We start from the raw sequence: 18,911 nt of genomic DNA, 5'->3' as shown, positions 1-18,911 counted from the left end.
ATCCGGTCAGGTGGCCAGCCTTGATGCATATCAATGCCTTGCCCCCGGCGGGAAGGCGACGATGCAGGCATTCCCCGCTACCCGAGTGCCGCCATGTTGCGCCTGACCACTTATCTGCACACCCTGCTGCATCCCGGCCCAATCAGTCCGCCACGCCGCCCGCCTGGGCCAGTGGTGATCTGGAATCTGGTGCGCCGCTGCAACCTGACCTGCCAGCACTGTTATTCGATTTCTGCTGACAAGGATTTTCCGGGGGAACTGAGCACCGACGAGGTGTTTGCCGTCATGGATGACCTGCGTGGGTTTGGTGTGCCGGTGTTGATTCTGTCGGGGGGCGAGCCGTTGTTGCGCCCGGATATTTTTGCCATTGGCGCACGCGCCAAGGCGCTCGGGTTTTATCTGGGTTTGTCCAGCAATGGCACGTTAATCGATCCGGCGATGGCGGCGTACATGGCCGAGGTGGGGTTTGATTATGTGGGCGTCAGCCTCGATGGCATCGGTGCTACCCACGATCGCTTTCGCCGGCTGGCCGGCGGCTTTGACCAGGCAGTGGCCGGCATTCGCCTGGCGCGTGACGCCGGACTGAAAGTGGGGGTGCGCTATACCATGACCGAGGACAATGCCGACGACTTGCCGGCGCTGCTGCAGTGGGTGGCCAACGAGGGTATCGACAAGTTCTATTTTTCTCATCTGAACTACGCCGGGCGCGGCAACAAGCACCGCGACAGCGATGCCCGCCACGCGCGCACGCGCTGGGCAATGGACCAACTGATCGAAACCTGTCTGGGCCATTTGCAGGCCGGCCAGCCCAAAGAGTTTGTCACCGGCAATAACGACGCCGATGCGGTGTATCTGCTGCAGTGGGCCGCCCGGCATTTTCCCGGGCAGCTGGACGCGCTGCACACCCGGCTGCGCCACTGGGGCGGCAATGCCAGCGGGGTGAACGTGGCCAATATCGACAATCTGGGCAATGTTCACCCCGACACCATGTGGTGGGACATCTCTCTGGGCAATGTCCGCGAGCGGCCCTTTTCGGCCATCTGGCCGGATGTCAGCCACCCGCTGATGGCCGGGCTGAAACAGCATCCGCGCCCGGTCAGCGGTCGTTGCGGCGCATGTGCCTACCTGCCGGTGTGCAATGGCAATACCCGGGTGCGCGCCTGGGCGCTGACCGGAGATTTCTGGGCGGCGGATCCGGCGTGTTATTTACGCGATGACGAACTGGGCCTGCGTGAAGGCGCATATCCGCTGGCTGAACTGACCCGCTGGCAGCGCCAGCCGCAGGTGAGCGCATGAAGCCCGTTCTTGGTGTTTTGCTGGCCGGCCTGACGCTGAGCCTGGCCGCCCATGCTGCGCCGCCACAGGCGCTGTATCAGCAGCATTGCCAAAGCTGCCATGGTGAACAACGGCTGGGTGCCATGGCCCCTGCGCTGCTGCCGCAAAGTCTGGAGCGGATTAAGCCGGCAGAGGTGCTGGCCACCATCCGTGATGGCCGCCCGGCCACGCAGATGGCCGGCTTTGCCAGCCAGCTGGAGGCGGGTGAAATCCAGACGCTGGCCGACTGGCTGCGCACCCCGCCCGACACACCGCCGCGTTGGGGCGATGCCGATATGCTCGCCAGCCATGTGCAGCCGGTGGCGCTGGCCAGCCTGCCGCTCACGCCGCTGCATCACGCCGACCCGCTCAATCTGTTTGTGGTGGTGGAAGCCGGCGACCACCATGTGTCGATTGTTGATGGCGACCGCTTTACCGTGCTGGCCCGTTTTGCCAGCCGCTTTGCCCTGCACGGCGGGCCAAAATTCAGCCCGGATGGGCGTTTTGTCTACTTTGCCAGCCGCGACGGCTGGGTCAGCCAGTATGATTTGCACACCCTGCAAACCGTGGCGGAAATTCGCGTGGGATTGAACACGCGCAATCTTGCTGTTTCTGCCGACGGGCGCTGGGTGCTGGCCGGCAATACCCTGCCGGAAACCCTGGTGCTGCTCGACGCCCACGGCCTCAAGCCAGTGAAAACCCTGGCAGTGACTTCCTTGCAGGGCCAGCCATCGCGGGTGTCAGCGGTGTATGACGCCGCACCGCGTCAGAGCTTTGTGGTGGCGCTCAAGGACGTGCCAGAGCTTTGGGAGATTTCTTACCGCCCAAACGCCGAGCCGGTGTACGACGGCTATGTTCACGACTACGCCATGGGCGAAGCGCTGGCCAAACCGGGTTTTCTCACCCCCCGGCGCACGCCGCTGGAGGCGGTGCTGGATGACTTTTTCTTTGACCCCGACTACCGCCATGTGATCGGTGCCTCGCGCGATGGCCGTGCGCAAGTGGTCAATCTGGACATCCGTCGCAAAATTACCAGCCTGAATCTGGACGGCATGCCGCATCTGGGTTCGGGCATCACCTTCAGCCGCGACGGCCATCCCCTGCTGGCCACCCCCAACCTGAAAGCCGGGCGGGTCAGCGTGATCGACATGAGCAACTGGCAAAGCGTGGCCCAGATTGACACCCCTGGGCCGGGGTTTTTTCTGCGCAGCCACGAACGCACCCCGTATGCCTGGGTGGATGCGATGATGAGCCCCCGGCGCGACACGCTGACGCTGATTGACAAGCGCACGCTGACGGTGGCGCATCAGCTTAGCCTGCGTCCGGGCAAGACCAATGCCCATGTGGAATTCACCCGCGATGGTCGCTACGCACTGGTCAGCATCATGGACAGCCCGGGCGAACTGGTGGTGGTGGACGCGGTTACCCTGCGTGAAGTGGCAGCGCTGCCGATGATGAAGCCGATTGGCAAATACAATGTGTACAACAAGACCCGCCGCTCGGAGGGGACCAGTCACTGAACACTCTGATTGGCCTAAATCCTCAGCCCGGTCTTTTTCAGGATGGCGGTGGAAAACAGCACATCATGGCCCCGGCAGGCGCGGCCCAGCTGGCGGCGCAGTTCGGCCACGTCGGCCAGCACGGACTGATGGCTGCTACCGTGGCACATGGCAAACAGGTTGTACGGCCAGTCGGGCAGGTGGCGGGGGCGTTGGTAGCAGTGGCTGACCTGCGGCAGTGCGCCCAGGCGCTGGCCGCAGGCGTCGATGTCAGCGTCGTCAATGTCGAACACCGCCATGCCGTTGGCGGTGTAGCCAATGGCGTAGTGGTTGGGCACCGCACCGATGCGGCGGATCACGCCGTGCTCCAGCAGGGCCTGCAGCCGGGCAATCACCTGGCTTTCTGACCAGCCCAGCAGGTCGCCCAGCGCCTGATACGGGCGCGGGCAACGCGGCAGGCCAGCCTGGCAGGCGCGCACCAGTGCAGTGTCGTCGCCGTCCAGCGTCAGCGGGCTGGTGTCAGCGTCGGGGGCACGGTCGAGCACGCCCACCGGGGCATGGCCACCCACGCCAAAGCGCATGCCCACATAGTATTCGCGCAGCTTGGGAAACGCCTGCACCGCCAGCCCGGTATCGGCTTCAATCCGGGCGCAGGCACGGGCAATGCCATCGGGCTGGGCGGTGGCCAGCACACACCACATGTTCAGCCGGTGGTTGCGCTGGTAGTTGTGCGCCACTTCCGGCAGGGCGTTCACCTGTTCGGTCACTTCGGCAAAACGCGCCTCAGGCACCGCCAGCGCCGCCAGCACAAAGGCGCCGCCCATGCGCTCAATCTGGAACATCGGGCCAAACCGGGTCAGCACTTTGCGCGCCAGCAGGCTATCCAGCTGGGCGATCAGCGTCTCGCCGCGAATGCCCAGCGGCGCGGCGGCGTGGTCAAATGCCGCGGGCAGCAGCGGAAAGCCGCCCTGCAACTGGTCGACGATGGCCTGATCGAGTGGATTGAGCGTTTGCACGGTGGGGTCAAGCATAGTGCGGGCCTCGCTGAGTGTAGCGCTGCAGGGAGTACAAACGCTGCTGTGGCAGGCCGGTCAGCGCGTAGTTGCGGTTCAGCCGGTCGATGTCGCAGTCAACCGCGTCGCGGGTTTTGCCGTGTACCATGGCAAACAGGGTGTACGGCCAGTGCGCGCCGCGCGCCGGGCGGGCGTAGCACAGCGTGACTGCCGGGTCTTGTGCCAGCTGCTGGCCCATGGCGTCACGCTCGGCCAGCGGCACCTGCCACACGCACATGGTGTTGGCCCGATAACCCAGTTCGTGGTGGCGCAGTACCATGCCAAACCGGCGGATCACCCCACTGGCCTGCCAGTGGCTGAGGGTGTCCAGCACCCAGGACTCGGACTGGCCGCAGGCGTTGGCCAGCGCCAGATACGGACGCGGCGTCAACGGCAGACCAGCACCCAGCGCGGCCAGCAGCGCCCGCTGAGCGGGCGTCAACGGCGGCAATGTGCGCGGGGTGTAATCGCGCTGACGCGGTGTGGCGGTGGCGTCGGCGCACAGGGCAAAGCCCAGGTCGATGTGGTACTCCCGCTCCAGCGGCAAATCCAGCACCGCCAGCCCGGTGTCGGCGGCTATCTCACCCAGTAGCGCGTCCAGCGCGGCGCGGTCGGCAGCACTGGCGACAAACCACAGGTTGTAGGCGTGGCTGCGCTGGTAGTTGTGGCTGATCGCGCGCCGTGCGCTCACCTGCGCGGCGACAGCCGCCAGCCGGTCGGGTGGCACGGCCAGCGCCGCCAGCGTGCTGGCCGCCACGGTATTGGGGGCAAACACCGCGCCAATGCGCGCCAGCACTCCGGCTTGTTGAGCGCGGCATAACGCCGCCATTACATCGTTTTCCTGCTCGCCGCATTGCCCGGCCAGCTCGGCGTAGGGGCGAGGACACAACGGAAAATCACGCTGATGGCGATCCAGCAAGGCCAGCGGCAAGGCATGGGAAGCGAGTGCGTTCATGGCGAACTCCGAAAAATCTCAGCGCTTGTGTGTACCAAATGTGCCATGGGTATCCACCATGCACCGACACCCGTCACCCCCATCCCCACCCTTTCTGCACAGGCGGGCGTCCAGGCATCTCGGCGAAGTGCCGGCCAGCACACGCTGTGGCTCCCCATCACATCCCCATCCGTTGCGCGCGCCAGGTGAAAAAAATCCCCGAGGGTTGTTCGGCGTGCAGTTCGGCTACGGTGTTCAGCGTGGCGGTGTCGATCACGGTCAGGCGGTTGTCGTCGCGGCTGGACAGCCATACCGCGTCGCCACGGGCGGTGAATTCCATGTGCAGGATGGCGCGGCCAGGTTTCAGGGTGGCGACGATGTGCCGGCTGGGCACGTCGATCACCTGCACGGTGTCGTTATGCGGAAAGGCAAAGTTCACCCATACCCGCCGTCCGCCCGGCTCGGCCATGACAAACACCGGCTGGCCGTACACCGGCACGCGGGTGGCTTCCTGCCAGCTGCGCCGGTCGGTGATCAGCACCTGGTGGTGGCCGATGGCCGGCAAAAACGCGTAGTCGCCGGCCAGGCTCCAGCCGCGCAGGTGCGGCATTTTGTACACCGGCAGCGCGGCTTGCCCGCGCCCGTAGCCATCCAGAATGCGGCGCACGCCGCGCTCGGGCTGCCAGGTGTCCAGCAGCGCCAGGCCGTCTTCGCCGTACAGACCGGCCAGATAGTGGCGGCCATCCTGGCTGGCCAGGCCGTCGTAGGGCTGGCGGCCAATGTTCGGGTAGCGGGTGACCTGTGGCGTGCGCGGCTGGCGGGCGTCGATCAGCCAGATTTCGCCGGCTTCAAATAAGCTGAAGGCAAAGCGGTTGCCGGGCAGGTCGGCCAGGCCTACCACTTTTGAGCCACCGGTGCTCACCTCGGCCAGCAGTTCCAGCGTGTCGGCGTCAAACAGCTTCACCCCACCGGGCTGATAATTTTGTGCGGCGACAATCCGGCCGTCGCTGGAAATCGCCCCGCCGATGCTGTTGCCGGCCTGCATCACCCGCTTGACCAGCCGCTGGCTGAGCAAATCCACCTGGCTTAAGCCGCCGTCGCGGCCAAACACATAGGCGTAGCGGCCATCGCGCGAGAACACTACCGAGGCGTGCGATAAATCGCCCAGGCCGTCCACTCGGCCCAGGCTGCGCATGGCGCGTTGCTCGACAATCTGCACGCTGCCGCGTGCGCGTTCGATCACCACGCCCAGATCGCCGGTGCCGCGTAGCGGCGCGCTGGTGCAGGCGACCAGCCACAGGCAGAGCGCGGCGCTCAGGATGGAAAGCAGTCGGGCGATCATGGCAGGCGTCCTTGTTGCAGTTGTTCAACCAGCCAGCGCGCTTCGTCGGCGCTGACAAACGGTCGCCACGGCGGCATGGCGCTGCCGGGGCGACCGTCCAGAATGGTGGCCACCAGGCTGTTGGCGGGTTTGTCGGCCAGCGCGCTGGCGGTCAGCGGGCTGCCCAGCCCGCCGGTCAGGCGCAGGCCGTGGCAGGCACCGCATTCCTGATGCAGCATGTGGGTAAGCGCCGCCGCGCGCGCCGGGGCCAGCTCGGCGGCGTGGGCGGCGCTGGCCAGGGCTAGGCCCAGCACGGCCAGCGCGCGCCAGTTCATTGCGCCAGAATCCATTTCACCAAGGTCTTGACGTCGGCGTCCGGCACATTGGCGTTGGCCGGCATCGGGATGGGGCCGTACACGCCCTTGCTGCCGTGCTTGATTTTGTCGATCAATGCGGCTTCGACCGATTGGCCTTTGTACTTGGCGGCGATGTCTTTATACGAGGGGCCGACCACTTTTTTGTCCACGCTGTGACAGGACAGGCAGTTGTGCTGCTTGGCCAGATCAGCCGAAGCCAGCGCCGGCAGGCTGGCGGCGCTGGCCAGGGCGGCCAGCAAGGACAGGGAAAAAATACGCATGACACTCTCCAGTCAGGCGCGCCGCCCGCCAGGGCGGCGCAGTCAGGTCAATACACGTCGTGCTGGGTGTTGAACACGTTGAACTTGCCGGTGGGAGTAATCAGGCGCTTGTCCTTGATTACCTGCTTGCACTGACGGGTTTTGTCGTCCACCACCACAATGGCCGATTCCTTGTCCTTGGCGCTCCACACCGAGAACCACACTTCAGTGCCGGCCTTGTTGTATTCCGGCTGCACCACGCGCTTGGCACCGTCGCCCAGCTGGGCGCAGGCGGCCACATCGACAATCTGCGGCGGCTTGTTCAGGTTATTGATGTCAAACACCGCCACGCTCTGGCTCATCTTGGCGTCCGGGTTCAGCGGAGTGTCCACCCACAGGTTTTTCGATTTCGGGTGGGTTTTGATAAACAGCGAACCGCCGCCCTGGCCCTTGAGCACTTCCACTGCCTTCCATGCCTGCTGCTTGTGTTTCACCGGGTCGGTGCCGATCAGGGTGATGTCTTCGGCCCCCAGATGGCTGGTGGCCCATACCGGGCCGTATTTTGGGTGGACAAAGTTAGCGCCACGCCCTGGGTGCGGGGTCTTGCCCACGTCCACCAGCGCGGCCAGTTTGTCTTCCTTGGTGTCCACCACGGCGATCTTGTTGGAGGCATTGGCCGCCACCAGGAAGTAACGCCCGGTGCTGTCAAAGCCGCCATCGTGCAGGAACTTGGCCGAATCAATGGTGGTGGTTTTCAGGTTGTTCAGGTCGGAATAATCCACCATCATGATCTTGCCGGTTTCCTTGGCATTGATCACAAACTCCGGGCGGTAATGGCTGGCCACAATCGAGGCCACGCGTGGTTCCGGGTGGTATTCGTTATCCACCGTCATGCCTCGGGTGGACACCACTTTGCGTGGCTTGAGCGTGTCGCCGTCCATGATGACAAACTGCGGCGGCCAGTAGGTGCCGGCCACGGCGATCTTGTCTTCAAAGCCCTTGTACTTGGAGGTTTCCACCGAGCGCGCTTCCAGCCCCACCTTGACCTCAGCCACGTTGTCCGGCGTGGGCAGCCACAGGTCAATCAGGTTCAGCCGCGCATCGCGGCCAATCACGTACAGATAGCGCCCGGATTTGGACAGCCGCGAGATATGCACGGCGTAGCCGGTTTTGACAATATTGATGATCTGCTTGCTGTCGCCGTCAATCAGCGCCACTTCGCCGCTGTCGCGCAGGGTGACCGAGAACAGATTGTCCAGGTTGTAGTTGTTCATCTTTTTGGTCGGACGTTTGTCCACCGGCACATACACTTTGCGCGATTTCTCGATATCGGCCAGCGAGAATTCCGGCGGAGTAGGCGGTTCTTGCTGGATGTAGCGCGCCATCAAGTCTACATCCTGCTCACTCATCTCGCCGGACGTCTGCCAGTTGGGCATGCCAGCCGGGCTGCCGTAGGCGATGAACACCTTCAGGTAATCGGTGCCCTTGCCCAGGGTGATGTCTGGGGTCAGCGCCTTGCCGGTGGCCCCCTTGCGCAGCACGCCGTGACAGCCGGCGCAGCGCTCAAAGTAGATTTGCTTGGCGCGCTCGAACTCGACCGCCGTCATCGGCGGCGCTTTCGGATTGATGTTCTGGTGCATGGCTTCTTTGGCCAGCGGCGAGCCGCCTGCCTGATAAGCCATGTCCGCCTGGCTCACCGATTTGCCATCCGCCGCCACCGCCAGCGACGCCGCCGCCATCAATGGCATCGCCCATGCCAGACTGCGGACCAAGGGGTTCAGGGTGTGTCTCATTGTTGTCTGCTCCACCACGCTACGAAAGAAGGAATGCGGACATCATCCTCTGGCCGGCAAACCGCCATCATTGATCCGAATCAATGGTTTTCAGGCCGGCGGGCGGGGTGGGGAACTTTGTGGGGGAGAGTGGCGGAAAGTGTCCGGTGACGGGGGCATTTGGGCGGTTTTTTTGCTGTGCGCCAATAAATCAGGAAGATGAGCGCTAAGGACGCGCTGATTTATTCAGAAAAATCGTGTTTGCCAAAAGCAAAACCCAGCAAAATCAACACCCTGGATTCCCGCCTTCGCGGGAATGACGATTTTTTCAGCGTATCCCTAAAACGCGGCGGCTGCCGCCAGAATGACGGATAATCATGTGCTGGCAATATGACTGACCGCACGGAGCGTAGAGGAAAAATGCCTGCCCTTGTCCCTGAATTAGTGAATGCAGCGATGGAGTCGTCAACGTTGCCCAGTGATGTGTTGCGCCGGGCATTGGTTGTTGCGCAACGTCTGGGCGTGTCTGAGCTGACCGATTGGATTAGCAGTGAGCTGAAGGGGTACAAATCGGATGATGTGCCTGAGTATCGGCGGGTGCGAGCAAGGTTTATGGGACTGGACGAGAAAGGTAACTTAATTCAGTTTCCTACTTCACCAGAGATGATTGAGCTGTTCTCTAACTTTGCGGTTAGAGACTCAGTGTCACAACTGATGCGTTGTGCGCAGGACAAAATCACCATCTACTCTGTTCCCACTAGCATTGACGAGAGATTTACGCAGCGGGCGTACGAGAAATATGGCTTCCGTATGCACCCTGTACGCGTACTCTCTGACATACAGCAGCAGGGCATCCTCGAGCAAGTGAAAACCCGAGTGCTCGAATGGGCGCTTGATCTGGAGGTCAAAGGCGTCCTCGGCGAAGGCATGACATTCACTCCACAGGAGAAGCAAACCGTGCAAGAACAGCATTACCACTTTGGGGACGTGAGCGGCTCCCAAATCCAGATCGGGTCGAATGGCTCACAGCAAACCCAAACACAGACCGGTGGTGACACCGCAGCGCTATCGGCCTTGATTGAAGTGCTGCGCGAAGCCATCCAGCAAGAACACATTGAGGCTGAGGCGCGCGAGGAGTTGCAAGCAGATCTGGCGACTTTGCAGGCGCAGGCTGCTTCGCCAAAACCCAAGTGGGCCATCATCAAGGCTACAGCCCAAAGCATCAAGGCCGTGCTGGAAAACGCAGTCGGCGGAGTGCTCAGCGCAAAAGCGCTGCCGTATTTGACGGCACTGTTGTAATCGCTGGCTAGAAAACAACACACCCGCCAACAGGCGGGTGTGTCAGGAATGAGGGCGGCCCTGCACGAGACAGGGCCAAAACGAACCTAGTGTCATCACCAGTAAGATGGCTGGGAGAGGACAAGCCTAGGGCTGCGCGTTGAGTATAACAGTGCGACTGGCCGGCTCTCTAGAATATCCTGTGCTTGGCTGACGTTTGCCTTTGTCCAAAGCCACAAGCACAGTACAGCTTCTTTCCCCTTTTCACCCCGTCAACCCCGCATATAACCTCGTCAGCACCTGCGGCAGGCGGCGGGCGTCGTGGACCACGCTATAGCCGCGCCGGCCAAACAGGTGGGGCAGGTATTCACCCGCTTCGCGGTCCACCGTCACGCAAAACGGAATCAGCCCGGCGCGGCGGGCTTCCAGCACCGCCTGGCGGGTGTCTTCCACGCCGTAGCGGCCTTCGTAGTGGTCGAGATCGTTGGGTTTGCCGTCCGACACAATCAGCAGCAGGCGGCGCTGGGCGGCTTGTTCCAGCAGGATGCGGGTGGACTGGCGGATGGCTGCCCCCATCCGGGTGTAGTAGCCGGGGCGCAGGGCCAGAATCCGCCCTCGGCTAGTGTCGTCGTAGCGTTCGGCAAAGTCTTTCAGCAGCAAAAAGCGCACTTCGTCACGGCGGATGGACGAAAACCCGTACAGGCCAAACGCATCGCCACAGGCGGCCAGCGCTTCGGCAAACAGCAGCAGGCTGTCGCGGATCACCCCAATCACCGGCCCGGCCTCGCCCAGCCAGCTTTCGGTAGAAAGTGACACATCGGCCAGCAGCAGGCAGGCCATGCTGCGCCCGCCGGGCGGCCAGGCCTGGTACAGCGCCGGCTCGGCTACCGCCACACCGCTGCGGCGTTCGGCCAGAAAGCGGATCAGCCGGTCCAGATCAATGTCCGGGCCGCTGGTTTCGCCGCTTTTGCGCGTGCGTTCGGGCGACAGCGCCTGAAACTGGCGACGCAGGCGTCTGGCCATTGGCAACAGCCGTTCGGGCAGCGCCGCCGGGCTGGCGTCGCGCGGCAGCATGGGCTGGATGCGGGCATGGTCGGCCACCAGGCGCTGGCGCTTGTAGTCCCATTCTGGCAACAGGATGCCGCTGCCCAGCGGGATGTCGTCGTAGGCGGCGGCGGGCAGGTCGAGGTCGAATTTCAGCCGGCTGGCGCGGCGGCGGCTGTCGCGGCTGACGGTCAGGGTATTCATGTCCTCGGCGGCGGCGCCGTTGTCGTCCATGTCATCATCGTCGGTATGGCGATTGACCCGCACATACTCGTCCCAGGTAAAAATGCTTTCGGCGCGGAACACCAGCAGCATGCCGTTTTGCCGCTCGTCCGGGGTGTCTTGCCGGGCGCGGTAGCGTCGGCGTTTTTTGCCATCGCGGCTGTGGCTGGCGTCTTCGTCATCCGGATGGGCCACGTCATGGCCCGCCGGTGCGCTGCTGTGGCCGGGCGGGTTGGGGTGCAACCACAGCAGCACCGGTTGCGGTGGCTGGCGGCTGGCCGGCAGCGGCGCGGCATGTTCCGGGTGTTGCAGGGCGTGACGAATGGCCAGCTCCTGCGTCCGCGCGTCGGCCTGACGCGGCAGTTCGCGCAGCGGCAGCAGCGCATCCACCAGCCGCTGGTACAGCGCGGCCAGACCGGGCATGGCTCGCAGGCAGGCAGCGCTGGCGTGGGCGTTGCGGCTGAGCCAGTCGCCAGCGGCGTGTGCCGGTGGCTGCGGCTGGGCCGCCAGCGCCATCAGCCAGAAATACAGGTCGCGGTTGAGTGGAGCGCGTGGGTAGAGGTCCAGGCGCTCGGGCAGATAGAGTGACTGGCCGTCGCGCCAGGCCAGCTCCACCTGCTCACCCGTGCCGGCAATCCGCTCCAGCAGCCGGCGTCGGGCGCCATGGGCAGCGCCAACGGCAGTGCGCAGGGTCAGTGCAGGATCCCCCCCCATGGCCCGAAAAAACAGCGGCGCCTGCTTTTCCAGTTCGGCCAGCGTCACGGCGGCATCGGGGTAGCCCCGGTAGGCGCTGCGACGAATCAGCCGATCCCACCAGCGGCCAACAAGGTCTTCCATGTCAGGCTCCGAACTGGGTGTCCACCACGGCCATCAGCGCCGCCAGGGTGTCCGGTTCATCCGAGAGGGGTTCGACCAGCGCCACCCGGCAGGCGCGGCGTGCGTCCATGCCGCTGGCCATCAGCTTGGCGGCATACACCAGCAGCCGGGTGCTGGCGGCTTCGTCCAGATCGTAGCCGGTCAGCCGGCGCAGTTGTCCGGCCAGCGCCACCAGCCGCTGGGCCAGCGCAGCGTCCACCCCGCCTTCGTGGCACACCACCGCGCATTCCACGTCGGGATGCGGAAAATCAAAGCTCAGTGCCACAAAACGCTGGCGGGTGGAGGGTTTCAGGGTTTTCAGCACATGCTGGTAGCCGGGGTTGTACGACACCACCAGCATAAAGCCGGGGGGCGCAGGCAGCACCTCGCCAGTGCGCTCGATGGGTAAAATCCGCCGGTCGTCGGTCAGCGGGTGCAGCACCACGGTGGTGTCCTTGCGTGCCTCAACCACTTCGTCCAGATAGCAGATGCCGCCTTCGCGCACCGCGCGGGTGAGCGGGCCATCGCACCAGCGGGTGTCGCCGCCGGCAATCAGGTGGCGCCCCACCAGATCAGCCGCCGACAGGTCATCGTGGCAGGACACGGTAAACAGCGGCAGGCCCAGCCGCGCGGCCATATGTGCCACAAAGCGGGTTTTGCCGCAGCCAGTGGGGCCCTTGATCAGCATGGGCAGCTGGTGTTGCCAGGCGCGCTCGAACACCTCGCACTCGTCAGCGCTGGCTTGGTAAAACGGGATGATGGTTTCGACCATGTTCAGCCTCCAGACAGAAAACTGGCGGAGAGTCCGCCGCACAGCAGCGCCAGCCAGCCGTGCACCGAGGCGCGCAGCCAGCCCGGTGCATCGCACAAGGCCATGAAGGATTCGATGATGGCCACGCCCTTAAGCCAGGCACCGCCCAGCGCCACCACTGCCAGGGCGGCATGGCTGTGCCATTCGGCCAGGGCGGCCAGCGCCAGGGTGAGCGCACTCAGGTACAGCCAGACCGGCCATACTGGGCGCGGGGTCATCGCGGGAGAATGAGAAGAAGTCATGTGCCGATGATGCCGCAGTGGGGGCGGGTGTTGCCTTGATGGCGGATAAGATTCAAGGCACGGCACGCGCGCTGACGCCGCATCACCGTAGGCATTCATCGCGCCACATACACCAGCGCAAACAACACCACCCACACCAGGTCCACCATATGCCAGTAGGCCGCAGAGGTTTCCACGCCGGCCTGATTCGCTGCGCCATACGCGCCGCGTCGGGCGTGAAACCACACTGCGGCCACAATCACCATGCCTAGCAGCACATGCATAAAATGAAACACTGTCAGTGACAGATAAAACATCCAGAAGTCGCTGGTAGACAAGGTCAGGCCAGCGGCAAATTTATCGGCAAATTCCGCGCCCTTGATCAGCACAAACAGCGCGCCACAGGCCAGGGTGGCCAGCAGGCCGTGTTCTCCCCGGCGAAGCTGGCCAGCGGCAAAGGCGCGCACTGCAGCGGCCATGCCGGCGCTGCCGCCGATCAGCAGCAGGGTGTTCACCAGCGCCGACAGCAGGGGCAATTGGGCCTGGCCGGCGGCAAACAGCGCCGGCTGGCGCAGCCGCGCCACTGCGTACAGGGCAAAGAACAGCGCAAATACGCTGAGCTCGGCCAGAATGAACAGCCACATGGCCAGATCTCCGGGCAAGTGGCGGCTGGGCGTGGGCAGGCGGGCGGCACAAGGCATGGTGGGCTCGATGAAAAAAGCGCCCTGGGGTGGGCGCGTCAGGGGGTGAAGCGGAGAGTGTTTGGCTTATGCCGTGCGCTGCTCGCCTTTGACAAAGAAGCTGACGATGTACAGCACCAGGCCAATCAGGAACACCACGCCGGCGGCTTCACGCAGCCAGTAGAAGAAGGCAATCTTGTCCTGCGCCACCATGAAGGGCAGCGGGTTGTCACCCATGCGCTGCATCCACACCTGCAGGATGCCGGCGGCGGTGAGGAACAGGGTGATGAACACCATCGCCACCGTCATCAGCCAGAATGACCACATTTCCACCACTTGCGCAGCATTGCTGTTGGCTTCGCGGCCACGCATCAGCGGCATGCTGTAGGAGATCATCGTCATCACCACCATGGCGTAAGCGCCATAGAACGCCATGTGACCGTGGCTGGCGGTGATTTGCGTGCCGTGGGTCAGGTAGTTGACCGGGGCCAGGGTGTGCAAAAAGCCCCACACGCCCGCCCCCAGGAAGGCCATCACCCCAGTGCCCAGCGCCCACAGCACGGCGGCTTTGTTTGGGTGTTCGCGACGGCGCTTGTTCACCACATTAAAGGCAAACAGGGTCATCATGAAGAACGGAATCGGTTCCAGCGCAGAGAACACCGAGCCCCACACCTGCCAGTATTCGGGTGTGCCAATCCAGAAATAATGGTGGCCAGTGCCGATGATGCCGGAAATCAGCGTCATGGCGATGATCACGTACAGCCATTTTTCGATGATTTCGCGGTCAATCCCGGTCACCTTGACCAGCACAAAGGCCAGCATGGCACCCATGATCAGTTCCCACACGCCTTCCACCCACAGATGCACCACCCACCACCAGAAATACTTGTCCAGCACCAGGTTATGAGGGTTGTAGAACGAGAACAGGAAGAACAGCGCCAGCCCCCACAAGCCGAGCATCATCACCATGCTGATGCTGGTCTTGCGCCCCTTGAGCACGGTCATGCTCAGGTTGAACAGGAAGGACAGTGCCACCAGCACGATGCCAATCTTGGTGATGGTGGGTTGTTCGAGAAACTCGCGGCCCATGGTGGGCAATAAATCATTGCCGGTGATCTTGGCCAGTGTGGCGTAAGGCACTGCCAGATAGCCGACAATGGTGAGTGCGCCGGCAAGCAGGAACACCCAGAAGGTGATCATCGCCAGCTTTGGGCTGTGCAGTTCGCGTTCGGATTCTTCCGGAATCAGAAAGTAGCCCGCGCCCATAAAGCCAAACAGCAGCCAGACAATCAGCAGGTTGGTGTGGACCATGCGGGCTACATTGAACGGGATTTCTGGAAACAGGAAATCCCCGATCACATACTGCAGGCCCATGATCAGGCCAAAAATGATCTGGCCGACAAACAAGCCAATCGCAGCCATGAAATACGGCTTGGCGACCATCTGCGAGCGGTACTTGATTTGCATATTGGCCGCCACTGTGCCCCTGCCGGGGTGGTGGATGGCCGTTGCGGAGGTGGACATCAAACGTCTCCTTGTAAAGGGTTACCTGAATAACAGCCAGAATCAGCCTTCAATATTCGGGGGCCATTGGTTGGTGTTGATTTCAGAGGCGTATTTCAGGAACGCGGTCAGGTCGTCGAGCTCGGCGTCGCTCAGATGAAAGTTCGGCATCTGCCGGCGGCCCGGCGTGCCGGTAGGCTGCGACTTGATCCAGGCCTTGATGAACTCCGGCCCGCGCCGCTGGTAGACATTGCCCAGTTCGGGGGCAAAGTACGCGCCTTCACCCAGCAGGGTGTGGCAGCCGATGCAGTTGTTCACTTCCCACAGGTTTTTGCCGCGTGCCACCTGTTCTGTCAGGTTGGCGCGGTTATCCCGTTTGGGCAGCGTTTGCACCGTGTCCAGGGTTAAAGCCAGAAACAGTAAAAAGAAAAACACCGCTCCACCATAAAAGATGTTGCGAGCGGTTGATTTGGTGAAGCTGGCGCTCATCACGACCTCCTGTTGTCTTCACCGGCATGGGCCGGTTTCAGCGTGGACTGTACGGATTTGGCCATCTGGATAGCATTGATTCGAATCAACGATTTTCAGCTCGGGGAATTCCTACACTGGGGGCCTGTTGACGGAGACCACCATGAACCTGCCTTTTCCTGCTGGATTTTTTCCTCTGCCGGGCCTGCCGGCAGGCCCGGCCACGGGCACGACACCCACACGGGTCAGCCTGGTGGGAGCCGGGCCGGGCGACCCGGAACTGCTCACCCTGCGCGCGCTGGACCGCCTGCGCCGCGCCGAGGTGGTGTGCTACGACCATCTGGTCAGCACCGACATCCTGCAACTGGCGGCGCAGGCGCAGCAGGTGTGCGTGGGCAAGCGCGCCGGGCGGCACAGCTTGAGCCAGGAGGGCATTCATCAGTTATTGATTGGCTACGCTCGTGCCGGCCTGCGTGTGGTGCGGCTCAAGGGGGGCGATCCGTTGCTGTTTGGCCGGGGTGGGGAAGAAATGCTGGCGTTGCACGCGGCGGGAATTGACTACGAGGTGGTGCCCGGCATCAGCGCTGCGCTGGGCGCGGCGGCCATGGCCGATCTGCCGCTGACCCATCGCGATTACGCGCAGGGTTGCACCCTGGTTACCGGCCATCGCCGTGCCGACGCCAGCCATCTGGCCTGGACCCGGCACACTCACGTCGAATCCACCGTGGTGGTGTACATGGGGCTGAACGAAGCGGGGGCCATCAGCGCCGGGTTGATGGCCCATGGCCGCGCGGCGGATACCCCGGTGGCGGTGATTGAACACGCTACCACGCCACGCCAGCGGGTGACGCGCACCCGGCTGGATCAGCTGGCGCAGGTGATTGCCGAGAGCGACATTACCCCGCCAGCGCTGCTGGTGATTGGTGCGGTGGTGGCGGTGCATGATGTCTTGCAGGTTGCATGGGCTGGGGGGGAAGGGTAAAGCATTGAAGAGGTGTCAGTTTTTATCAATTCATGCCTGATGGGAAAAACTATCGGCGTGATTCTGGCGGGTTTAGTGTGAGCGGCATCTGAAGTCAAGTCTGGATTGCTCGGGGTTTTTTAGGTCATATGGTTACCATTTGGTAATTGTTGTGAAACGCCAACATTGCCAGTGTGGCCATGGAAAAAATTGCCATGGAAAAAATTGCCGCTGTTTTTTATGGGAAATTTTGCTATAAAGTACTGTTTTATTGAATTATTTTTTAATTTTATCATTGGGGTGGTGGCAAGTTTTTCTGTTGAGGATATCCCGGGGCGGCAAGAATATTCTCAGTAATTTTACTTGGGATTGATGGTCTGGTTTGATCGATGTGTTGGCATTTAATATTGCGTTTTTCATAAGTTGGGTTTGCACTTGTCTACTGGTGTTTTCTTGATTAACTTTTCAGGGCGAGCTTTGCATGGCCGCAAACTGAAAGGAAAAATCATGGCAACAACAATCAGCAGCACCGTCAGCTATACCTTGGGCGCAAGCGAAGACAATCTGGTTTTGCTGGGCACGGACAATATCAATGGTTCAGGCAATGCCGGTAACAACCGGATCACCGGCAATGCGGGTGCCAATGTGCTCAACGGCCTGGGTGGCAATGACTGGCTGGATGCCGGCAGCGGCAACGATGTGCTGTATCTGGATGGCAATGATACGGCCAATGGAGGGGCCGGCGCAGATACGTTCTGGGTGGCCGGTGCCAACAATCTCGTCATGGACAGTGGCGCTGACAGCAGCGTGGACACGGTCAAGACTTCGGTATCCATTGCCATGGGCGCTGCGCTGGACAACACCCAGCCGTGGTCGTTCATCAGCGGCGGTATTGAACGCATCGAACTGCAAGGCTCGGCCAATCTTGCCGGTGTCGGCGGCTACGGCAGCCAGACCTTTATCGGCAATGCCGGCAACAACCTCCTGATCGGCGGCCAGGACGCTGACACGCTGGTGGGCGGCGATGGCAACGACACGCTGTATGCCGGCGATGCCAGCAACACCCTGCTGGACACCGTGCGCGACCAGCTGGAGGGCGGCAACGGCAACAATACACTGTACGCCAACGGCGGCGACTTTTTGCTGGGTGGCGTGGGTGATGATGTGTTTGTGCTGGCTGGTGGTAGCAACATCGTGCTTGATTATGGCGGTGTGGACACCATCATCTCGGACGAATCGTTCGGTCTGGGTCGGGGGCCCGATCAGGTGGGTAGCTCCTGGGCCAGTGCAGAAATCGAAAACCTGCAACTGAGCGGCACACTGAATATCAACGGCTACGGCGACAGCCACAACAACACCCTGACCGGCAACAGTGGCAATAACTTGCTGGACGGCGGTGGCGGGGTGGATGTGCTCAATGGTGGCGCTGGCAACGACGTGCTGCAAGTCAGCGTGGCGCAGACTGGTGCCACGCTGACCGGCGGCACGGGCAGTGATGAATTCCGTTTTGCCGCCACCTATGCCGGCGACCACACCGCAGGCGCGGCCAGCATTACCATCACCGACTTCACCCAGGGTCAAGACTGGATCAACCTGTCGCGCAGCGGGTTGAACAGCCTGACCACGCTGAATGTACAGGCGGGCGATACCCTGGCCAGCCTGCTGGCGCAGGCCAGCAACCAGGCCACTGCGGTTCAGCCGCAGATGCTGAGCCAGTTTGTCTGGAACGGCGACACCTATGTCGTGCTGGACAGCAGCGCCACCAGCAGCTTTGCCAGCACCGACCTGGCGTTCAAGCTCAGCGGCAGCAAAACCCTCACCCTGGCCGACTTTGCCACCTCAGCCCCTGCCAGCCCACTGACAGGGGGTGCCGGTAACGACGTGCTGCACGTTACCGCTGCGCCAAGCAACGGCATTGACTACCAGCAAGGTGCCACGCTGACCGGTAATGGCGGCAATGATGTGTTCTGGATTGACGCGGGCTACCGTGGCGACCACGCCACTGGCAGCAATGCGCTGATCATCAGCGACTTTGCCCACGGCGTGGACACACTTCGTCTGAGCATGGGTTCCGGTTTGTCTCTGCCTGGCCAGATCAACACCCTGGCGGTGCAGGCGGGCGACACGCTGTCCACGCTGATGGCGCGCGCCACCCATCAGACCTCCACCTACACCATGCCGGCGCTGAGCCAGTTTGTCTGGCAGGGCGACACCTATCTGGTGCTGGACAGCACGGCAGACCCGACCTGGGTGGGTTCCAATCTGGCGATCAAGCTTTCCGGCGCGCCCACGCTGACCCTGGCTGACTTCAGCTTTGCCTGATTGTCACCCGCTATGCCGCGCCCCTTGCTGCTTGCGCA

At 62.5% G+C, this 18,911-nt stretch carries 17 protein-coding genes; 5 read left to right on the top strand and 12 right to left on the bottom strand.

Annotated features, from left to right (window positions below; genetic code table 11):
- Window positions 1–33: 33 nt before the first annotated feature.
- Both nirJ and BXU06_RS11105 read left to right on the top strand, forming a co-directional pair.
- A complete protein-coding gene (nirJ, locus tag BXU06_RS11110) occupies window positions 34–1,296 on the top strand; it encodes a heme d1 biosynthesis radical SAM protein NirJ (RefSeq protein ID WP_253189449.1) in 1,263 nt (420 codons plus the stop codon).
- Window positions 1,293–2,834: a nitrite reductase gene (locus tag BXU06_RS11105; RefSeq protein ID WP_077299533.1), complete on the top strand. Its 1,542-nt coding sequence runs from the start codon at window positions 1,293–1,295 to the stop codon at window positions 2,832–2,834. The genes nirJ and BXU06_RS11105 overlap by 4 nt, the downstream gene beginning before the upstream one ends.
- Window positions 2,835–2,848: 14 nt before the next feature.
- On the opposite strand, the gene BXU06_RS11100 is transcribed toward BXU06_RS11105, so the two are convergent.
- The 6 genes from BXU06_RS11100 to BXU06_RS11075 all read right to left on the bottom strand — a co-directional run bounded on the left by BXU06_RS11100 (window position 2,849) and on the right by BXU06_RS11075 (window position 8,529).
- Window positions 2,849–3,844 (bottom strand): Lrp/AsnC family transcriptional regulator, encoded by a 996-nt coding sequence (locus BXU06_RS11100; protein ID WP_077299532.1) that lies wholly within the window; start codon window positions 3,842–3,844, stop codon window positions 2,849–2,851.
- Window positions 3,837–4,820, bottom strand: a complete 984-nt coding sequence (locus BXU06_RS11095; protein WP_077299530.1) for an Lrp/AsnC family transcriptional regulator — start codon at window positions 4,818–4,820, stop codon at window positions 3,837–3,839. The genes BXU06_RS11100 and BXU06_RS11095 overlap by 8 nt, the downstream gene beginning before the upstream one ends.
- A 157-nt stretch (window positions 4,821–4,977) precedes the next feature.
- On the bottom strand, window positions 4,978–6,141 hold the full coding sequence (locus BXU06_RS11090) for a cytochrome D1 domain-containing protein (protein WP_077299528.1): 1,164 nt from the start codon (window positions 6,139–6,141) through the stop codon (window positions 4,978–4,980).
- Window positions 6,138–6,455, bottom strand: a complete 318-nt coding sequence (locus tag BXU06_RS11085) for a cytochrome c (RefSeq protein WP_216352462.1) — start codon at window positions 6,453–6,455, stop codon at window positions 6,138–6,140. Before BXU06_RS11085 ends, BXU06_RS11090 begins: the two co-directional genes overlap by 4 nt.
- Window positions 6,452–6,757 carry a c-type cytochrome gene (locus tag BXU06_RS11080; RefSeq protein ID WP_077299524.1) on the bottom strand — a complete coding sequence of 102 codons (306 nt, stop codon included), beginning with the start codon at window positions 6,755–6,757 and terminating at the stop codon, window positions 6,452–6,454. Before BXU06_RS11080 ends, BXU06_RS11085 begins: the two co-directional genes overlap by 4 nt.
- Before the next feature lie 47 nt (window positions 6,758–6,804).
- Window positions 6,805–8,529 (bottom strand): nitrite reductase, encoded by a 1,725-nt coding sequence (locus tag BXU06_RS11075; protein ID WP_077299522.1) that lies wholly within the window; start codon window positions 8,527–8,529, stop codon window positions 6,805–6,807.
- Window positions 8,530–8,928: 399 nt separating this feature from the next.
- On the opposite strand from BXU06_RS11075, the gene BXU06_RS11070 reads away from it, so the two are divergent.
- Window positions 8,929–9,807, top strand: coding sequence for a hypothetical protein (locus BXU06_RS11070; protein ID WP_171982198.1), 879 nt, complete (start codon window positions 8,929–8,931; stop codon window positions 9,805–9,807).
- A 243-nt stretch (window positions 9,808–10,050) separates the two neighbouring features.
- Here BXU06_RS11070 and BXU06_RS11065 read toward each other — a convergent pair whose 3' ends face one another.
- The 6 genes from BXU06_RS11065 to BXU06_RS11040 all read right to left on the bottom strand — a co-directional run bounded on the left by BXU06_RS11065 (window position 10,051) and on the right by BXU06_RS11040 (window position 15,611).
- Window positions 10,051–11,889 (bottom strand): nitric oxide reductase activation protein NorD, encoded by a 1,839-nt coding sequence (locus BXU06_RS11065; protein WP_077299520.1) that lies wholly within the window; start codon window positions 11,887–11,889, stop codon window positions 10,051–10,053.
- Window position 11,890: 1 nt separating this feature from the next.
- Window positions 11,891–12,679, bottom strand: coding sequence for a CbbQ/NirQ/NorQ/GpvN family protein (locus tag BXU06_RS11060; protein WP_077299518.1), 789 nt, complete (start codon window positions 12,677–12,679; stop codon window positions 11,891–11,893).
- 2 nt (window positions 12,680–12,681) lie between these two features.
- Window positions 12,682–12,960 carry a cytochrome C oxidase subunit IV family protein gene (locus BXU06_RS11055; RefSeq protein ID WP_077299516.1) on the bottom strand — a complete coding sequence of 93 codons (279 nt, stop codon included), beginning with the start codon at window positions 12,958–12,960 and terminating at the stop codon, window positions 12,682–12,684.
- A 95-nt stretch (window positions 12,961–13,055) separates the two neighbouring features.
- A complete protein-coding gene (locus BXU06_RS11050; RefSeq protein ID WP_077299514.1) occupies window positions 13,056–13,640 on the bottom strand; it encodes a cytochrome c oxidase subunit 3 in 585 nt (194 codons plus the stop codon).
- Window positions 13,641–13,706: 66 nt separating this feature from the next.
- On the bottom strand, window positions 13,707–15,143 hold the full coding sequence (locus BXU06_RS11045) for a cbb3-type cytochrome c oxidase subunit I (protein ID WP_077299512.1): 1,437 nt from the start codon (window positions 15,141–15,143) through the stop codon (window positions 13,707–13,709).
- Between the two features lie 42 nt (window positions 15,144–15,185).
- On the bottom strand, window positions 15,186–15,611 hold the full coding sequence (locus BXU06_RS11040) for a cytochrome c (RefSeq protein WP_077299510.1): 426 nt from the start codon (window positions 15,609–15,611) through the stop codon (window positions 15,186–15,188).
- Window positions 15,612–15,753: 142 nt separating this feature from the next.
- Here BXU06_RS11040 and cobA point away from each other — a divergent pair, with 142 nt between their 5' ends.
- Together cobA and BXU06_RS11030 are read left to right on the top strand one after the other, a co-directional pair.
- Window positions 15,754–16,572 (top strand): uroporphyrinogen-III C-methyltransferase, encoded by an 819-nt coding sequence (gene cobA / locus BXU06_RS11035; protein WP_077299508.1) that lies wholly within the window; start codon window positions 15,754–15,756, stop codon window positions 16,570–16,572.
- A gap of 486 nt (window positions 16,573–17,058) precedes the next feature.
- A complete protein-coding gene (locus BXU06_RS11030) occupies window positions 17,059–18,873 on the top strand; it encodes a calcium-binding protein (RefSeq protein WP_077299506.1) in 1,815 nt (604 codons plus the stop codon).
- Window positions 18,874–18,911 lie beyond the last annotated feature (38 nt).

Source organism: Aquaspirillum sp. LM1 (genome assembly GCF_002002905.1).
Classification (GTDB): domain Bacteria; phylum Pseudomonadota; class Gammaproteobacteria; order Burkholderiales; family Aquaspirillaceae; genus Rivihabitans.
Note: the sequence above shows the minus strand (reverse complement) of the source record. Positions and strands in the feature narration are given on the sequence as shown.

Excerpts from the sequence above, each read along its gene's own strand:
- BXU06_RS11070 (WP_171982198.1), top strand. The coding sequence starts at position 8,929 with ATGCCTGCCCTTGTCCCTGAATTAGTGAATGCAGCGATGGAGTCGTCA.
- nirJ (WP_253189449.1), top strand. The coding sequence starts at position 34 with ATGCCTTGCCCCCGGCGGGAAGGCGACGATGCAGGCATTCCCCGCTAC.
- BXU06_RS11030 (WP_077299506.1), top strand. The coding sequence starts at position 17,059 with ATGGCAACAACAATCAGCAGCACCGTCAGCTATACCTTGGGCGCAAGC.
- BXU06_RS11100 (WP_077299532.1), bottom strand. The coding sequence starts at position 3,844 with ATGCTTGACCCCACCGTGCAAACGCTCAATCCACTCGATCAGGCCATC.
- BXU06_RS11095 (WP_077299530.1), bottom strand. The coding sequence starts at position 4,820 with ATGAACGCACTCGCTTCCCATGCCTTGCCGCTGGCCTTGCTGGATCGC.
- BXU06_RS11055 (WP_077299516.1), bottom strand. The coding sequence starts at position 12,960 with ATGACTTCTTCTCATTCTCCCGCGATGACCCCGCGCCCAGTATGGCCG.
- BXU06_RS11045 (WP_077299512.1), bottom strand. The coding sequence starts at position 15,143 with ATGTCCACCTCCGCAACGGCCATCCACCACCCCGGCAGGGGCACAGTG.
- BXU06_RS11085 (WP_216352462.1), bottom strand. The coding sequence starts at position 6,455 with ATGAACTGGCGCGCGCTGGCCGTGCTGGGCCTAGCCCTGGCCAGCGCC.
- BXU06_RS11080 (WP_077299524.1), bottom strand. The coding sequence starts at position 6,757 with ATGCGTATTTTTTCCCTGTCCTTGCTGGCCGCCCTGGCCAGCGCCGCC.
- cobA (WP_077299508.1), top strand. The coding sequence starts at position 15,754 with ATGAACCTGCCTTTTCCTGCTGGATTTTTTCCTCTGCCGGGCCTGCCG.
- BXU06_RS11065 (WP_077299520.1), bottom strand. The coding sequence starts at position 11,889 with ATGGAAGACCTTGTTGGCCGCTGGTGGGATCGGCTGATTCGTCGCAGC.
- BXU06_RS11075 (WP_077299522.1), bottom strand. The coding sequence starts at position 8,529 with ATGAGACACACCCTGAACCCCTTGGTCCGCAGTCTGGCATGGGCGATG.
- BXU06_RS11105 (WP_077299533.1), top strand. The coding sequence starts at position 1,293 with ATGAAGCCCGTTCTTGGTGTTTTGCTGGCCGGCCTGACGCTGAGCCTG.
- BXU06_RS11050 (WP_077299514.1), bottom strand. The coding sequence starts at position 13,640 with ATGCCTTGTGCCGCCCGCCTGCCCACGCCCAGCCGCCACTTGCCCGGA.
- BXU06_RS11040 (WP_077299510.1), bottom strand. The coding sequence starts at position 15,611 with ATGAGCGCCAGCTTCACCAAATCAACCGCTCGCAACATCTTTTATGGT.
- BXU06_RS11090 (WP_077299528.1), bottom strand. The coding sequence starts at position 6,141 with ATGATCGCCCGACTGCTTTCCATCCTGAGCGCCGCGCTCTGCCTGTGG.
- BXU06_RS11060 (WP_077299518.1), bottom strand. The coding sequence starts at position 12,679 with ATGGTCGAAACCATCATCCCGTTTTACCAAGCCAGCGCTGACGAGTGC.